This window comes from Bifidobacterium callimiconis (genome assembly GCF_003952005.1).
Lineage (GTDB): Bacteria > Actinomycetota > Actinomycetes > Actinomycetales > Bifidobacteriaceae > Galliscardovia > Galliscardovia callimiconis.
This window is the reverse complement of record NZ_QXGJ01000023.1, coordinates 1-16,231: the sequence shown is the minus strand read 5'-3', so window position 1 is coordinate 16,231 and position 16,231 is coordinate 1. Positions and strand designations below refer to the sequence as shown.

The following is a 16,231-nucleotide window of genomic DNA, read 5'->3' as shown; positions in this document are numbered from 1 at the left end:
ACCGGCATCAGCAGGAGGAACCTATCATGACCACCACCACGCCGACCGTAGCCAACGCCGTCGCCTCTGCTCCCGTCGATCCGATCGCCATCGTGCGCGTCTCCCCGCAGCCCGCGGCCGTCGAATCGCCTGCCAATGCAACGACTCCCCACGTTGAACGCTACGGTCTCTTCGAGATCGCGCTCGCCGGCACGTCCGACGGCAATCCGTACGTCGACGTGGATTTGTCCGCCGACTTCACCAGTGCCGCCACCGGCGAAACCATCACCGTCGGCGGCTTCTACCGCGGCAACGGCGACTATGCCATCCGATTCATGCCGCTCGAGGAAGGTGAATGGCGCTACGTCACGCGCAGCGCCGCCGACCCGTCACTGAACGCCCTCTCCGGCACGCTGATCGCTGACCCGGCCGGCGAGAACAATCATGGCCGTGTGCTGCGCGCCACCGACGTCCACCGCGCCGCAACGAGCGCCACCGAAACCGACCCCGCCGGCAGCGAGCTCAGGTTCCAGTTCAGCTACGAGGACGGCATCCGCTACATGCCCTTCGGCACCACCTGCTATGCGTGGACCAGCCAGAGCCAGGCCGTGCAGGACCAGACCGTGGAAACCCTCGTCGCCGCGCCGTTCAACAAGATCCGCATGTGCGTGTTCCCCAAGTTCTACGACTTCAACAACGCCGACCCCGACGTCTTCGCCTACGAGGGCAGCATGGAGAACGGCTTCGACCATACGCGCTTCAACGAGGAGCTGTTCTCCAACCTCGACCGCCGCATCGGCCAGCTGTGCGCGCTCGGCATCGAGGCGGACATCATCCTGCTGCACCCGTACGACAAGCCCGAGTGGGGCTTCTCCAAGATGAGCCGCGAAGCCGACATCATGTATCTCACGTACATGGCCCGCCGCTACGGCGCCTACCGCAACGTGTGGTGGTCGCTCGCCAACGAATACGACCTCATGCCGCAGAAGTCGCTCGAGGACTGGCGCACGTACGCGCGCGTGGTCATGGCCAACGACGCATTCGGTCATCTGCGCTCCATCCACAACTGCGTGACCGTGTACGACTACAACGAGCCGTGGTGCACGCACTGCTCCATCCAGCGCGTGGATGTGACCCGCACCACCGAATGCATCGCCGACTGGCGCAGGGAGTACGGCAAGCCCGTGGTGTGCGACGAACCCGGCTACGAAGGCAACATCTACTGGGGCTGGGGCAGCCTGCCCGCCACCGAGCTCATGCGCCGCTACTGGGAAGGCCTGATGCGCTGCGGTACCGTGACGCACGGCGAATCGTTCATCGACAAGGGCGACCAGATCTGGTGGGCGCACGGCGGCACGCTGCACGGCGAAACCCCCGCACGCATCGCGTTCATGCGTGGCATCTTCGAAAACGCACCGCGCGCCGCCAGTCCGTTGGACGCCGACACCGCGCCGGAGGACGTGTGGAGCGTGAACCCGGTCGACGCCTCGCAGCCGCTCAATGGCGCCATGGAAAAGGCCATGAAATTCTGGGACGTGCCCGTGCTGCGCGCCGGCACCGACTGGCAGCTCGTGTACTTCGGCTGGTATCAGCAGCTCTACCGCGAGTTCGACCTGCCCGCAGGCGGCGAATATACGGTCGATGTGATCGACACGTGGAACATGACCATCGACCGTCTGCCCGGCACCTACGCCGGCACCGTGCGCGCCGACCTCGGCGGCCGCCAGTACATGGCCGTGCGTATCCAGCGCGCGTAGCCGCTGTCTGGAATACTCTTGTCTGGAGCACTCCTAGTGTGATCACACTAAGGTATGAGGTTCTAGTGCGATCACACTAAAGGTCACGCCAAAGTATGAACGGCCCGATCTCGCTGACGGATAAATCCGGAAACGAGCGGGCCGTTTGTCATGAACAAGAGTAGAGTACTTGCGTCGGTCAAACAGGTGACCGACAGACCGACCCGTGCACGATGACCATGCGATGACAGCGGCGGCATGCGCTCCGGCCTATCCGGCCTCACGACAAGACTGCCCTACGCACGACGACAGACGCCGACGGATCGGCGCAAGAGGCGGCAGACAGGTAGACAGGGAAGGTGAGACGGCATGGCAGACTCTGATGAACGCAACGAATTCGACAAGCACGACGAATGCAACGACCGCGACGGATCCATGGGCGGCCACAGGAGTGGCTCCATGGGCAGGACGGAATCGACCGCGAACGACACGTCGACGGTCGAAACGCCATTGCCGAACAACGATTCGTCGGCGACCCGCGGAATCCGCGGTGCGTCCCGCACCCTCACCAGCGCCGACTCCTATCAGGACGGGCACCTCACTCGCACGGCGTTCCTCTCCTTGGCGATCCTCACGTTCATCACGTTCATCGGCAACTTCACGCAGCTGCAGCTCAGCTCCGCGCTGCCGTCGATCGTCACCGAATTCCACGTGAGCGTGACCACCGGCCAGTGGCTCACCTCCGTATTCCAGCTCGTCATGGGCGTGATGGTGCCGCTCACCGCGTTCCTCACCAAACGCTTCTCCACGCGGCAGATCGTCATCACGTCGATGGTCGTGTTCACGATCGGATCGGCGCTCGCGTGGACCGCGCCCACGTTCCTGCTGCTGCTGGCCGGACGCGTGCTCGAGGCCATCGGCACGGGCGTGATGTGGCCGGTGCTGCAAATCACCGTGTTCTCCATCTATCCGCTCTCCCGGCGCGGCATGGCCATGGGTACGGTGGGTCTGGCCATGAGCGTGGCGCCGGCGCTTGGCCCCACCCTCGGCGGCTGGCAGACCGATATGGGCGGCTGGCGTTCCATCTTCCTCACCCTCACCGTGATCGGCGTGCTCAGCCTTGCCGCATCCGTGCTGGGACTGCACAATTTCGGTGCGCATGACCCGTCGGTCAAGGCCGACTTCTTCTCCGTGATGCTGTCGATCTTCGGCTTCGGCGGTCTCATGTTCGGCTTCACGAACATCGAGGCCTTCCCCATCACGCATCCGATGACCTGGCTGCCCATGACGATCGGTGTGCTCGGCATCATCTGGTTCGTGGCGCGCCAGCTGCGCCGCGACAAGCCGCTGCTCAACCTGCACGTGCTGAAGAACCATGGGTTCATGATTGGCACCATCATCGCGTCTATCGCGTTCTTCGCGTTCAGCTCGATCATGGTGATCATGCCGCTCTACATCCAGAACGATCGCGGCTACTCCGCCACGCTCAGCGGCCTGATCATGATGCCCGGTGCGATCGGCATGGCCATCACGCAGTTCTTCGGCGGCAAGGCGCTCGACAAGTTCGGTGCGCGGCCGGTGGTGATCACCGGCAGTGTGATCCTGACGCTTGGTACGTTCGCCATGAGTCTGATCTCCATGCATTCGTGGATCTGGTGGGTGTCGATCTGCCAGTTCACGCGCCAGATCGGTATGGGCTTTGTTCTCATGCCCGTCACCACGTGGTCGCTGAATTGCTTGGATCCGGAGGACGTTTCGGCTGGGTCGTCCGTCACGAACACCGCGCGTCAGATCGCCGGTGCCATGGGAGCCCCGGTGCTGGTCATCCTTATGGAGACGATGGCGGCGGCGCGCAAGGCGGCGCTTGGCGGCGGCGCGGATGTGGCCGTGGCCGCAAGCATCTTCGGTATCCAGTGGGTGCTGCGCATCAGCGGCATGCTGTGCATCGCGATGGTGCTGATCGCAGTATTCGGGGTGCGAGGCCAGGGCGCCGGCACCGCGCATGGTGCGTTGCAGCGCATCCGTGAGGTCCGCGTGCGGGCTCATCGCTGACCGTTCTGCCCGTTGCGCAAAACTGCCGGCACCGGCGATGCCAGCCGGTGTCGGGTTCATTGCGCCGTATCCGAGCCATGGAATGAGGCTATTCCCCGTTTTGGAGGTCTTTTCGAGCCATTGCGGGAACATAACCTTCGATTTGGAGGTCCTTTGCCAAGTAGCCGGACGCTGGAATTGCGCATTATTGTGCAAGAAATGATTGCTTATGGCTACTAGCTATTGAATAGCGTGCCGCACGTCATATTGCCTGTAAACGGAAAGACCTCCAAATCGGTAGATATCATCTCGTCAAAACAGTAAAGAACTACACGACTTCACGATAGGTGGTGAAACCGGTGAAATCGTGGGCCTGAAAGTCGGCGCATGCGCCGTATGCGGCTCCCAAGGCGGGAAGCAGCTCCGAAAAAAGAGAACCCCGGCGGGTTGGGCGCCGGGGTAGAGAGAGGAAGAGAGAAGAAGGGTTCAGTTATCAGGTTCCGAGTGGAACCTCACCAGCGGTTGTATCCGTTGACAGTTCTTATATAACCGCATGACTCTTGGCGCAAGGATGTCAAAGCCTTGGATTTCTCTGGGCAATTCGTGGCGATTATGTGACGTCGCTTTCGAGGCCGCCACATTTGCTTCCTTGACGCCCGTCCGCCGTCGCACGCACACGCCCGGAGCCCCTCGATTATGGAAAATAGTGGTTACCTCCGTGACGCCGGGGGTGTATCGGTATACCGTATTACTGTCTGGACCACCGTCCGGCCCACGCCCCACAGTCGGGACGCCCGACCGAGACGATCGGTCGGAAAACCGAAGCGATACGACGAATGACGAACGGACTGCGTGCGGACCGTGGGAGGCTATATGGAGAAGATCATTGAGCCGGTGGTGTTCCTATGCATCATCTTGTTGGGCTATGCGTTCAAGCGCATCGGTTGGGTGAAGTCCGACGACTACAAGATCATGCAGAAGATCGTGTTCAATCTGTTGCTGCCGGCCGCCGTGGTCGTGTCGTTCATCAATAACGAGCATGATCTGCGTCTGCTGTGGGTGGCGTTGTTCGGCTTCTGTGCCTCGGTCATCCCGATCCTCACCATCTACCTGTTCACGGGCAAGACGCCGCTTGGCAATCGCGCGTTCTACATGCTCAACGGTTCCGGCTTCAACATCGGATGTTTCGCGCTGCCCGTGGTGCAGGCGCTTATGGGTCCTGGCCCTGCCGTGGCCGTGGTCATGTTCGATATCGGCAACTCGGTGATGATGTCGGCCGGTATGAACGCCGTGACCACGCAGCTGCTGCGCATCGACGACACCAGTCCGCTCACCCCGGAGGAGCAGGCGCGCCCGCTCGGCCCGCGTCCGCCGCGCAAGGTCATGGACAAGGATGCGCGCCGACTCCAGCGCAGAGCGAACCTCCGTCGCATTGCCCGCAACTTCTACTCATCAGCCGCGTTCATGACATACATGCTCATGCTGGTGTTCATGATCACCGGCTTCGCGATTCCGCATTGGGTGGGTACCGTGCTGCAGCCGTTCTCGAACGCCAACGCGTTCTGTTCCATGTTCATGGTGGGCATGCTCATGGATGTGCCGCATGGCATGAAGGACGTCAAGCCGCTGGCCGTCGTGTTTGCGTGGCGCTGGGCGTTCGCGTTCATTTTCTCCGCCGCGGCCTGGTTCATCCTGCCGGTGGATCCGGAGATCCGCAAGGCCGTGATCTTCGTGTGCTTCGCCCCGGTGGGCGTGTTCTCCACGCTGTTCACCGACCGCGTGCTCGGCAACGCACGCCTGGCCGGTCTGTGCCTAGCAACCACCGGCACGCTCGGCCTGATCGCCATGACCGTCGCGAACCTCGTAATCCCGGTCTGATCGCCCCCGCTTCTGGCTCCCCTCTCTGAGGAGAACCAGAAGCATGCTGACGGTTGACCGTGTAATCGTGTACGCATGCTTCCTCCGATGGCGTGGGAAGCATCCTGATCCGTGACACCGGATGCAGCCACAACCTCTTCTGGCTCCCCTCCCTTGGAGGGGAGCTGTCAGCGACAGCTGACTGAGGGGAGGGATCCGGTGCTTTCGCCTCCAATAGACATCCCGCTGGTTATGTCCCCTCGGTTCGAGTGCCTCCGGATCAGGTGCATTCCACTTCGCGTATTCCCGTCGCTCCCCTGCAATCACACACTTGCACCGTCCATGCACCGTTACGTGCCCTCTGCGTGCCCCAAGACCCACGAAAACAACCGCCCCGCGCCGAACGTGGGGACTAGGGGAACCAAACGTGGGCGGCGCGCGTAAAAACAAAAAAGGCTTGAAATCTCAACGATTCCAAGCCTTCATATATGTGGAGCATGCCGGGTTCGAACCGGCGACCCTCTGCTTGCAAAGCAGATGCGCTACCAGCTGCGCCAATGCCCCAGTTTTTGGGAGAAAAAAAGCGGCCCGAAAAGCCGCTGTCTTCTCTGTGTGGGCCCGGGAGGACTTGAACCTCCGACCTCATCCTTATCAGGGATGCGCTCTAACCACCTGAGCTACGGGCCCGATCCATGTGCAATCTCGAAATCGCACAAGCAATTACTATAGCGATAGGTTGTCGGTATGTCCAATATCGGCGTGTCGCGTTATTCTATGCGGGTTTGAGGGTGAAATCTCGGCACCGCGTCGACGATTCACCGTCCCGATACGGAGATTTTCCGCGCGGAATGAGATGCGATCCGTCGGCGGTGATCCGCGTACGGACGCGACGTGTACTGATACGTACCAAAAAATCGGAAAGGAGTCGCAATGGCCGGTCGTCGAACGCTTGCCGTGGAGATCCTGGATATGGGCGACCTGCATATCCGGGTCGCGCGCAAGGTCGTGAAAAACATATACCTGCGGATCAAGCCGCCGGACGGTCGTGTCGAAATCACTGCTCCGGTGCGGATGAGCCATACGCAGATCGAGGAGTTCGTGCGTTCCCGACGGCAGTGGATTCACAAGGCTCAGCGGCGGATCCTTGATCATGCCGCACGATTCGGCCGCGTCCCTGACGATGGATATGCGGGACATACGAATCCGTTCGGTAACGGTCCGTCCGATACCGGTCAGAACGGACGCGGCGCGGACGTCGATAATCACAAGAACGACGACGATCCTCGTGGCCGGCTGAATCGATATCAGCCGAATCATCGCCAAACGGATACCGCAATTCCGGCGACCCCTCGTCCCCCGTTCGGCGCGCCATGGAGTGCGGAACGCAAAACCTGGGCCAAGGCGGTCATCAACGCGCGTCTGCCGGAACTGCTGCGCAAGTGGACGCCGATCGTCGGCAAGGCTCCCACGAACGTCTCGTTGCGCGCGATGACGTCGCGATGGGGATCATGCACGCCGGCCACCGGTCGTATTCGTCTCAATCTCGAACTGGCGTATCTGCCCGAACGGTATCTGGAATACGTGCTGGTGCATGAGCTGACACATCTGTGGGAGCACGGTCACGGCGAGGGATTCCGCCGCCGCATGACCGCGTATCTGCCCGAATGGCGGCGTCTGCGTCGCGAACTCAACCAACTGGTGTGATGGGTGCGTGGTATGTGCCCCGTTCATCGACGGACGGCGCTCATTCACCGCATCCGCACACCGAATCAGTCCCGTGCGATCCGGTTCGGTGCGGGTTTGGCACATACGCGCGTCAAACCCGCACCGAAGCGTCTCCTTACGTGCGGGTTTGCTGCGGCATTATGACGAACCCGCACTGAAGCATGGCCCTCACTGCGGGTTCATATTACGTGCGTGACGGACCCGCAGTATGGGTAGCCGTCCGCTGCGGGTTTGTTACGCAGATACGACGAACCCGCACCGGGGAACGTGCTCAGCTGCGGGTTCGTCGCAAGTGAGAGTTCGCGAGCCGATTGGCCCCTACGCGATGTGGCTGCGCAGGAACCACTGGAACAGCTCCAGCGCCTGCACGTGATCCTGCACGATGTTGGAGCTGACCACGTCCAGCTCGTCGAGTTCGGCGATGGCCTTGCGATCGTCGGTGATGAACACGTCGTAGTAGTCGATCAGCGCCTTGATGTACTCCTCGGTGGAGGCGCGGCCCTTGAGGTCAAGCCCCTTCCACGAGCGGTTGCGCACGATCGCGTCGGGCGTGCCGTCGGGCGAACCACCCAGCGTGGCGATGCGTTCGGCGGTCTCGTCAGCCTGTGCCAGCACGACCTCGACCTGCGGGTCGAGCATCTCGTGCACGGCGATGAAGTTCGGTCCGGTCACGTTCCAGTGCGCATGCTTGAGCACCAGCGCGGCCTCCTGCTCCTGGCTCAGGCGGTTCTGCAGAATGGCGATGGACTTCTCGGCCTGCTCTTCGCTCAGACCAGGGACGGTGAACGGAAGCGTCATGATGATTCCCCTTTGCGTTTGCGGTTTATGGATTGATCGGTTTCGGATTGGTGCCACAACGTTGGGCTTCATTGGTCCAACGTTGATCCCAATTATAGGTGTGCGAGAATTTTCGTTGTCTAACGACATACCCGGATGGCAGACCTGAATACTGTGTCCGGATGACGTTCCCTAGTGTCTGACATGAGTGGCGGTGCCCGGCCGAGATCGGCTACAACGTTGTGGTTATTGGTCTCGACCGGTGGCGGGACGTTGATCCCCGTTGTCTGATTACCTAACCAGTCCATCCGGTCCGACGAATGGCCCGTCATGAGCGGGTTTCGTGCTGGTGACGGATCCGGCGTCGTGCTCTGATCCGGACTCGTGTCCGGCATCGTCGTGCGCATCGTGATCTTCGTTGCCGTCGGCGTCGCTGCGTCGCACCTCGATCGTCTGGATTCGGCGGCCGTCCACTTCGGTGATGACCATGTCGTAGCCGTCGTCGGAGTGCAGTACGGCGCCCACCTTGCCCATTTCGCCGGTCTTGGCGAGGAAGTATCCGGCCACGGTTTCGTACGGGCCGTCCTCGAGTTCGATGCCAGTGAGTTCGTCGAAGTCCTCGATCGTCATGCCGCCGTCGATGCGCGCCACACCGCCGACGAACGCCGAAGCGGGCTTCTTGCCGCCGGACTCCTCGGGCAGATCGTATTCGTCGCGGATGTCGCCCACGAGCTCCTCGGTCATGTCCTCCAGCGTCACGATGCCGTCGGTACCGCCGTATTCGTCGATCACGATGGCCAGATGAATGCCGCGCTTGCGCAGCAGCGACAGACTGGGCAGCAGCTTCGACGTGCCGGGCAGCGAGATGCCTTCACGCGTCACGTCGGCCACGGTCTTCGCCTGCTTGTTGCGCACGTCGAGCAGATCGCGCACGTGCACGAAGCCGAGTACGTCGTCAAAGTCCTTGCCGATCACCGGGTATCGCGAGTACGGCATGTCGTGCACGAAGTCGGCGGCCTTGTCGAGCGGCATGTCGCCGTCGATGAACACGACGTCGGCGCGCGGACGCATGACCTCCGCCACGATCGTCTCGGACGCGTCGAACACGTCGTCGAGGATCACACGCTCGTCTTTGCTGAGGTTCGTGTTCGACGACACGAGCACGCGCAGCTCGTCGTCGGACACTTCGGATTCGGTTTCGTTCGGATCAAAGCCGAGCAGACGTACGATGCCGTTCGTGTTCTTGCCGATCAGCCAGATGATCGGCCGGCAGATCGTGGCGAACACGTCGATCGCGGGGACCACGGCGCGGGCGATCGCCTCGGTCTTCTGCATGGCGATGCGCTTGGGCACCATTTCCGAGATGACGATCGAGCAGTAGGAGATGACGAGCGTCAGACCGATCGTGATGAGCGGATTGGCCACGAACGTCGGCACGCCCCAGCTTTCGACCAGCGGGATCAAGAACGGCGCGATGGACGATGCGCCGAACGATGCCGAAAGAAAGCCGGACAGCGTGACGCCGATCTGCACGGTGGACAGGAACGTGTTCGGGTCGCGGGCGATCTTCGCCACACGAGCGCCTCGGGCATCCTCCTGCTCCATCTGTTCGATCTGCGATCCACGCAGACTCACCAGTGCCAACTCGGTGCCGGAGAACATGGCGCCGATGACCAGAAAGACGAAAATCAGCAGGATATTCAAACCAAGTGACATGGCTCCACCCTATCCGAGGCTCCTTACGACCGATTACCTGCTCCCCCGCCGGCAGAAGCCGTCAGCGAATCACGATCGCATTCCGGCTCCCCTCGCTGAGGGGAGCTGTCAGCAAAGCTGACTGAGGGGAGGAGAGACCCAAAAGCCTATGGCGACCAGTCTTCCTAGAACGACAGCACCTCCACCTTGCCGTCGTCAAGCTTGTATCGCGCGCCCACCAGCGACACCGCACCGGAATGCACGGCCTCGCGGATCACCGCGGAATCGGTGACCAGCGCCTCGAGCGTCTGCGCCACATGGATGCGCTCCACGTCTTCGGCGGTATCCAGATCGGAGTCCATGGCGAGTCGTGCGGACGCGCCCACCTCGCGCATGAGGATCGAACGGAATCCTTCGTCCTCCGCGTTCTCGTCGCCGGCCAGCACCTTCATGGCCGCGGCCACCGCACCGCAGTTCTGATGTCCCATCACCACGATCAGGCTCACGTGCAGATGCAGTACCGCGTATTCCAGCGATTCGAGCACGGCGTCGTCCACCACTTCGCCGGCGGTGCGAATGGTGAACAGATCACCTAGTCCCTCGTCGAAGATGATCTCCGGCGGCACGCGCGAATCCGAGCAGGACAATACCGCCGCGTCGGGCGTCTGCGCGTCGATCAGCGATTCTCGGGTCTCGCGATCCTGCCACGGGTGTTCGGCCTTGCCTTCGGCGAAACGGCGGTTGCCCGCCAGCATGCGGCTCCACGCCGCGTCCGCGCGGGTACGTCCGTCAAGTCCGTCATGCTCATTCATCTGTGCCATGCTGCACCTCCATCGACGATGATCTGTCAATAATGAAACCCGCGCGCGCCGACAAGCCGGCGGTGTCGGACGGTCATTCCAATCGAATCTGGGTGTACCCGCATCATGAGGACACCGTTCTGACCGTCTCCATGATGCGGTTACACCCAGAACCGGTCGAATACCGTCCGGTTATACCCAGATACCTGACCGGTCCGATACCCAATCGGGCTCCGGTCCGGCCACGGAACCCCGGAAACGGAAAGGACCCGCCACGGATATCCGGAAAAACGGATACCTGTGACGGGTCCTTTCACTCCTCACGGCCGGGAAGCCCGGCGACGGATCAGCCCGTGTTCTGCAGGCCTGCCGCCACACCGGACACAGTGCAGAGGATCAGATAGATGAAGTCCGCGGTCTGGGACTCGCTCAGCTCGTTCTTCTCGTCGCGACGACGCACCGAACGCAGCGCGCGCACCTGCGTGACCGACAGCGCGTTCACGTACGGCGAGCGGATACGGATGGCCTGGCCGAGCACGTGACGGTGCTGCAGCGGCCACTCGTCGCCCACGATCTTGAGAACCCACTTGCGGGTGAGCGCCATCTCCTTGAGCACCTTGTCGCGCAGATCGTCACGATCGCCGAGAGCCAGATACAGCTTGGCGATGCGCTCATCGGTCTTGGCCAGCGACATCTCGATGTTGTCGATGAAGGTGCTGAACAGCGGCCACTCCTCGTACGCCTTACGCATGGTGGCAAGGTCGCCGAACTGCTCGCATGCGGAACCCAGACCGTACCAGGCGGCCAGGTTGATGCGGGCCTGAGCCCAGGAGAACACCCACGGGATCGTGCGCAGATCGTCGAGCGACTTCGCGCCCAGACCACGCTTGGCCGGACGGGAGCCGATCGGCAGCAGACCGACCTCGGTAAGCGGGGTGACGATGGAGAACCACGGGGCGAAGTCCGGCGTGTTCAGCAGGTCCAGGAAGCGCGCGTGAGACGCGTCATCCAGCTGCTTGGTCATGTCGGCGTACTTCGCGGTCATCTCCGTGTTCGTCTTCTCCACGCTCGGAGCGGACTGCAGCAGCGTGGCCGAGGCGACGGACTCGATGTGGCGCACGGCCAGCACCGGGTTGCCGTAACGGGCGAAGATGACCTCGCCCTGCTCGGTGAGCTTGAAGCGGCAGTTCACGGAACCACGCGGCTGGGCGAGCACGGCACGGTTGGCCGGGCCGCCGCCACGACCGACGGCGCCGCCACGACCGTGGAACAGCGTCAGGTCGAGGTTGTTGGCCTCGGCCCACTCCACGATGCGCGCCTCAGCGGAGTGCAGGGCCAGCGTAGCGGTGGTCGGGCCGGCGTCCTTCGACGAATCGGAGTAGCCGAGCATGACCTCGAGCTTGCGGCCGGTGGCCTTCAGGCGAGCCTGCACCTCCGGGATCTTCAGCATGGCGTCAAGCACGTCCACGCAGTTCTGCAGATCCTCCAGCTGCTCGAACAGCGGAATCACGTCGATGATCGGCGCATCCTCCGGGTGCTCGAACGCCAGACGGTTCAGCTCGTACACATCCTTGATGTTCTGAGCGGACTTGGTGAACGAGATGATGTAGCGACGGGCGGCCTTGATGCCGTTGCGACGCTGGATCGAACCGAGCGCGCGGAAGGTGTCGAGCACCTCGCGGGTCATCGGCTGCAGTTCGCCGCGCTCGCCGTGCAGACCATGCTCGCGAATATCGGCGAGAGCACGGGAATGCACCACGGAATGCTGACGGAACTCCATCTCGACCATGTGGAAGCCGAACGTCTCGGCCTGCCAGATCAGCGTCTGCAGCGGGCCATAGGCGCTACGCGGGGCGCCGGCGTCGGCCAGCGACTTCTGCACGGTCTTCAGATCGGCGATGTAATCATCGCAGGAGTGATACATCAGATCGGTATCACGCTCGATGGTGGCGTGCAGACGGTCGGCGATCACCAGCATGACGGCGCGATGCGGCTCCTTGGTGGAGATCAGCTCGGCCTTCTCGGTCAGACGCTCGCTCATCTCGCGCTGGTGGCTCCACAGGCTCAGCAGGCCGGCGCACGGCTTGGTGTCCTTGGACTCCAGCGTGAGGTTGCGGCCCACCTCGCGGGTGGCCTCCTCGAGCTTGGCAATCACGTGGTCGCTGAACTTGCGAGCCACCTGACGGCTCACACGGGCGGTCACGTTCGGGTTGCCGTCACGGTCGGAGCCAATCCAGCTGCCCGGGTGGAAGAATGCGGGGCATGCCGGCGGAACCTTGCCCGCCTTGTCGCCCAGCACCCAATCGTCGAAACGACGGTAGACCTTCGGCACGGTGTCGAACAGCGTGTTGTCGAAGATGTCGAGGATCGTATCGGCCTCCTCGACCGGGGTCGGCTTCTTCAGCGCGATCGGCGAGGTGCGGAACATGGCGTCGATCTCGTTGAGCATCATGCGCTCGTTCTCCGCCAGATCGGAGCCGCCCAGACGCGGACGCTCCTCCAGCAGTTCGGCGATGCGACGGATCTTGCCTTCCACGGCCTTACGACGAGCCTCGGTCGGGTGCGCGGTGAACACCGGATGGAACTCCAGCTTCTCCAGCAGCTCCTTGGCCTTCGCCGGTCCGCATTCCTCGATCATGCGCTTGTAGGCGCCGGTCATCTCGTTGATCGGATCGGTGGGGGCGTCGACCGGAACCTGCTTCTCGCGCTCATGCAGAACGCTGACGCGGTAGTTCTCCTCCGACAGGTTCGCCAGATGGAAGTATGTGGTGAACGCGCGGGCCAGCAGAGTGGCATCATCCACGGACACCGAATCGATGAGCTTCACGGCCTTTTCGAAACCGGCCTGCTCAGGATCGTCATCCTCATATTCCGCGCTGGTGCCGCCGAACTCACCGCTGGTCGCCTCATTGGCGTACTCCAGCAGCTGATCGAAGTTCTCCAGCAGATTACCGTCGTACTCCTTCAGCACCGTACGCAGCAAACGAAGGAACAAATCCATGTTGTTGCCGAGGTTGGCAGGAAGATTCTGCTCCTCGGGGCCCTTCGTGCCGGTTCCGGTGCTAACGATTCCCGAATCGGCGGCTTTGATCGTCTCGTCTGTCATTCAGACCTCCTTTGCCTCGTCACCGGTTGCTCGTCTATCGGCGTTCTGCGGCTCCTCCGCAGTTATTGATGCCGACCGTTCCAAACCCAAAGCCGGTGAACAGACGCCCCACCATTGTATTGCGTCAAAACCTGCGTTTATTACGGGAAGTTTTCATGATGGACGGTTCCGGCCGCAGTTTCGTGGATTTTCCCATTTCCAATTCCGCCCGGAAGAGTACAAATGGAGTCGTGATTTTCGGGAAGAAGCATGACAACAACGGAACACTCCACGGCGCCGCCATGCCGGCCGGCGTGGAGAAAGTGACCAAATTCCACACCCACTCCATCCCGCTCGATATGGAAGACATCGAACGGGACTACGACAAGCCGATCGTCGACGCCGGAATCGCCGCCAAGGCCAGCGTGATCGTGCGCGTCGGCATGCTCGACCTCGGCGCCGGCACGGGAAGTTTCCGCGTGCGCCAGATGATGCACCGCATCGCCTACCCGCTCGGCGTGCACGTGCGCGCCGACGTCAACCTCACCGACATCGAAGCATCCTGCACCGATCATAAGGACCGCGTCACCGAGGTTATCGATCTGCCCACCACCGGCGTCAACACCGAACGCATCTGGCTGCTCGAACACTTCGCCGACTGGTTCAGCGTGAACCTCGGCCACTCCGCCGTCTACCACAACCACGGCGTCGAACTCTCCGACAAACTCGTGGAAAACCTCAACGTACGTGACGTCTCCCAGCTGTCCGCGGAAGCGTCCAAGGAAATGCGCAAGGCCGAAAAAGAAGCAAAGACACGGCACGGCGATCTGCCTGGCGATCTGCCCGACGACGCGCCCATGCAGTCCACGGCCGCCGCCACCCGGCAGGAGCGCATCGCCGAAATCGACCGACAGCGCGAAATCGACGCCGACGACCCCATCGTCAAGCAGATGCATCACGACACAACGAGCGAACCGGCCGCTACCGCCAAGCCAGGCAAACCGTCCAAGGCACGGAAACAGCGCGAACACCATCCGCCGCGCGGCCAATACGCCCAGCACTTCGACCACGTCGGCAAACTCGCCCCCAACGCCTCCGATCCCAACTTCAAACCCATCACCGTGCGCCAAGCCCACGAGCGACTCGACCTCATCGAACACCGCAAGCCGCTCTACAGCGCCGAATTCGCCGGCTTCGCCTCCGCCCTCGCCTGCGCATCCTTCGTGTTCCTCCTCGGCGGCGGACTCTACGACATGATCGCCGCATTCGTCGGCGCCGGCATCGGACACTGGCTGCGCCGCAAGCTCTTCGCCAAGCACCTCAACCAGTTCTTCGTCACCTTCGTCGCCGTCTTCGTCGCCGCGCTCGCCTGCACCGGCACCCTGCGACTCATCGGCTTCTACGATCCGATAGCCCTCGCGCACGACACCGCCTACATCGGCGCCATGCTCTTCGTGATCCCCGGATTCCCGCTCATCACCGGCGGCCTCGACATCGCCAAGATCGACTTCCCCTCCGGCATCCAACGCCTCACCTACGCGCTGTCCATCATCCTCATGGCCACGCTCGCGGGCTGGGCCGTCGCCCGCATCGTCTTCCTCAACCCCCAGGGATTCGAACCCCAGGGACTGAGCCCCCTCGTCACGGGCCTCCTGCGATTCGTCTTCGCCTTCCTTGGAGTCTGGGGCTTCTCCGTCATGTTCAACTCCCCCCAGCGCATGTGCCTCGTCGCCGCTCTCATCGGTTCCATCACCGACACCCTGCGCCTCGAATTCCAGGACCTCCTCGGCATGCCCCCGGAAGCCGCCACCTTCATCGGCGCCTTCCTCGCCGGCATCCTCGCCGCCGCCTGGCGCTCCTCCGTTCGCCACGGCTGGCTTCCCCCGCACCTCGGCTACCCGCGCATCTGCCTCACCGTGCCGTCCATCGTCATCATGGTCCCCGGACTCTACATGTACCGCGCCATGTTCTACCTCGGCCAGTTCGACACCCAGAACGCCCTCGACTGGGCCTTCCGCGCCTTCATGGTCATCATCTGCCTGCCCATCGGCCTCGCCATGGCACGAGTAGTAACCGACAAATCCTGGCGCTACGACATCTAGAAAAATCCCATGATGGAGTGTCATCCGCGTTGCTGCGGACTTCGACGTACCTTTGTACGCCTTCGTCCGCGCGCCTTGATGACACACACATCATGGGATTTTTCTGTTCGGGGGCGAACGGAGCGTTGCCTGCGTTGGGCCATTTTCCTCTGGCTCCCCTCGCCGCCGAGGGGAGCTGTCCGCCGTATGGCGGGCTGAGGGGAGTCATTCAGGAGCAGCCATCTCGACTCATCCCATGCCGCTCACTTCCGACTTGGTGGTCCATTGGTAGTTCGGGTTGGGCGGGATGGTGTCGTCCGTGTCGGCTTGATCTGCTTTGGCTCCCCTCGCCGCCGAGGGGAGCTGTCCGCCGTATGGCGGGCTGAGGGGAGTCATTCAGGAGCAGCCATCTCGACTCATCCCATGCCGCTCACTTCCGACTTGGTGGTCCATTGGTAGTTCGGG

Annotated in this window: 9 protein-coding genes and 2 tRNA genes; 5 read left to right on the top strand and 6 right to left on the bottom strand. The window is 62.3% G+C overall.

What is annotated here, in order from left to right:
• Window positions 1–26 precede the first annotated feature (26 nt).
• The 3 genes from D2E23_RS11300 to D2E23_RS11290 all read left to right on the top strand — a co-directional run bounded on the left by D2E23_RS11300 (window position 27) and on the right by D2E23_RS11290 (window position 5,624).
• Window positions 27–1,736 (top strand): DUF5605 domain-containing protein, encoded by a 1,710-nt coding sequence (locus tag D2E23_RS11300; protein ID WP_126030992.1) that lies wholly within the window; start codon window positions 27–29, stop codon window positions 1,734–1,736.
• Window positions 1,737–2,084: 348 nt separating this feature from the next.
• Window positions 2,085–3,767 carry an MDR family MFS transporter gene (locus D2E23_RS11295; protein ID WP_240541612.1) on the top strand — a complete coding sequence of 561 codons (1,683 nt, stop codon included), beginning with the start codon at window positions 2,085–2,087 and terminating at the stop codon, window positions 3,765–3,767.
• Between the two features lie 852 nt (window positions 3,768–4,619).
• The gene (locus D2E23_RS11290; RefSeq protein ID WP_126030991.1) at window positions 4,620–5,624 is read left to right on the top strand and encodes an AEC family transporter; all 1,005 of its coding nucleotides are present in this window, start codon (window positions 4,620–4,622) and stop codon (window positions 5,622–5,624) included.
• Between the two features lie 470 nt (window positions 5,625–6,094).
• Here the strand turns inward: D2E23_RS11290 and D2E23_RS11285 are convergent.
• Window positions 6,095–6,167 (bottom strand) — tRNA-Ala (locus D2E23_RS11285).
• A 49-nt stretch (window positions 6,168–6,216) separates the two neighbouring features.
• Window positions 6,217–6,290 (bottom strand) — tRNA-Ile (locus D2E23_RS11280).
• Window positions 6,291–6,533: 243 nt separating this feature from the next.
• Between D2E23_RS11280 and D2E23_RS11275 the strand changes: the two genes are divergently transcribed.
• Complete coding sequence (locus tag D2E23_RS11275) at window positions 6,534–7,307, top strand: M48 family metallopeptidase (protein WP_240541613.1); 774 nt, start codon at window positions 6,534–6,536, stop codon at window positions 7,305–7,307.
• Between the two features lie 339 nt (window positions 7,308–7,646).
• Here D2E23_RS11275 and D2E23_RS11270 read toward each other — a convergent pair whose 3' ends face one another.
• The 4 genes from D2E23_RS11270 to D2E23_RS11255 all read right to left on the bottom strand — a co-directional run bounded on the left by D2E23_RS11270 (window position 7,647) and on the right by D2E23_RS11255 (window position 13,706).
• Entirely contained in the window at window positions 7,647–8,126 is a 480-nt protein-coding gene (locus D2E23_RS11270; RefSeq protein WP_126030990.1) for a Dps family protein, read from the bottom strand.
• Between the two features lie 270 nt (window positions 8,127–8,396).
• Window positions 8,397–9,821: a hemolysin family protein gene (locus tag D2E23_RS11265; RefSeq protein ID WP_126030989.1), complete on the bottom strand. Its 1,425-nt coding sequence runs from the start codon at window positions 9,819–9,821 to the stop codon at window positions 8,397–8,399.
• 164 nt (window positions 9,822–9,985) lie between these two features.
• Window positions 9,986–10,612 (bottom strand): carbonic anhydrase, encoded by a 627-nt coding sequence (locus D2E23_RS11260; RefSeq protein ID WP_408606662.1) that lies wholly within the window; start codon window positions 10,610–10,612, stop codon window positions 9,986–9,988.
• Between the two features lie 334 nt (window positions 10,613–10,946).
• The gene (locus D2E23_RS11255) at window positions 10,947–13,706 is read right to left on the bottom strand and encodes a phosphoenolpyruvate carboxylase (protein WP_126030988.1); all 2,760 of its coding nucleotides are present in this window, start codon (window positions 13,704–13,706) and stop codon (window positions 10,947–10,949) included.
• A 281-nt stretch (window positions 13,707–13,987) separates the two neighbouring features.
• Here D2E23_RS11255 and D2E23_RS11250 point away from each other — a divergent pair, with 281 nt between their 5' ends.
• Entirely contained in the window at window positions 13,988–15,787 is a 1,800-nt protein-coding gene (locus D2E23_RS11250; RefSeq protein WP_240541621.1) for a threonine/serine exporter family protein, read from the top strand.
• Window positions 15,788–16,231 lie beyond the last annotated feature (444 nt).

What these genes read in the sequence shown, in the direction of transcription:
- D2E23_RS11300 (WP_126030992.1), top strand. Translation starts at nt 27, where the DNA reads ATGACCACCACCACGCCGACCGTAGCCAACGCCGTCGCCTCTGCTCCC.
- D2E23_RS11295 (WP_240541612.1), top strand. Translation starts at nt 2,085, where the DNA reads ATGGCAGACTCTGATGAACGCAACGAATTCGACAAGCACGACGAATGC.
- D2E23_RS11290 (WP_126030991.1), top strand. Translation starts at nt 4,620, where the DNA reads ATGGAGAAGATCATTGAGCCGGTGGTGTTCCTATGCATCATCTTGTTG.
- D2E23_RS11275 (WP_240541613.1), top strand. Translation starts at nt 6,534, where the DNA reads ATGGCCGGTCGTCGAACGCTTGCCGTGGAGATCCTGGATATGGGCGAC.
- D2E23_RS11270 (WP_126030990.1), bottom strand. Translation starts at nt 8,126, where the DNA reads ATGACGCTTCCGTTCACCGTCCCTGGTCTGAGCGAAGAGCAGGCCGAG.
- D2E23_RS11265 (WP_126030989.1), bottom strand. Translation starts at nt 9,821, where the DNA reads ATGTCACTTGGTTTGAATATCCTGCTGATTTTCGTCTTTCTGGTCATC.
- D2E23_RS11260 (WP_408606662.1), bottom strand. Translation starts at nt 10,612, where the DNA reads ATGAATGAGCATGACGGACTTGACGGACGTACCCGCGCGGACGCGGCG.
- D2E23_RS11255 (WP_126030988.1), bottom strand. Translation starts at nt 13,706, where the DNA reads ATGACAGACGAGACGATCAAAGCCGCCGATTCGGGAATCGTTAGCACC.
- D2E23_RS11250 (WP_240541621.1), top strand. Translation starts at nt 13,988, where the DNA reads ATGCCGGCCGGCGTGGAGAAAGTGACCAAATTCCACACCCACTCCATC.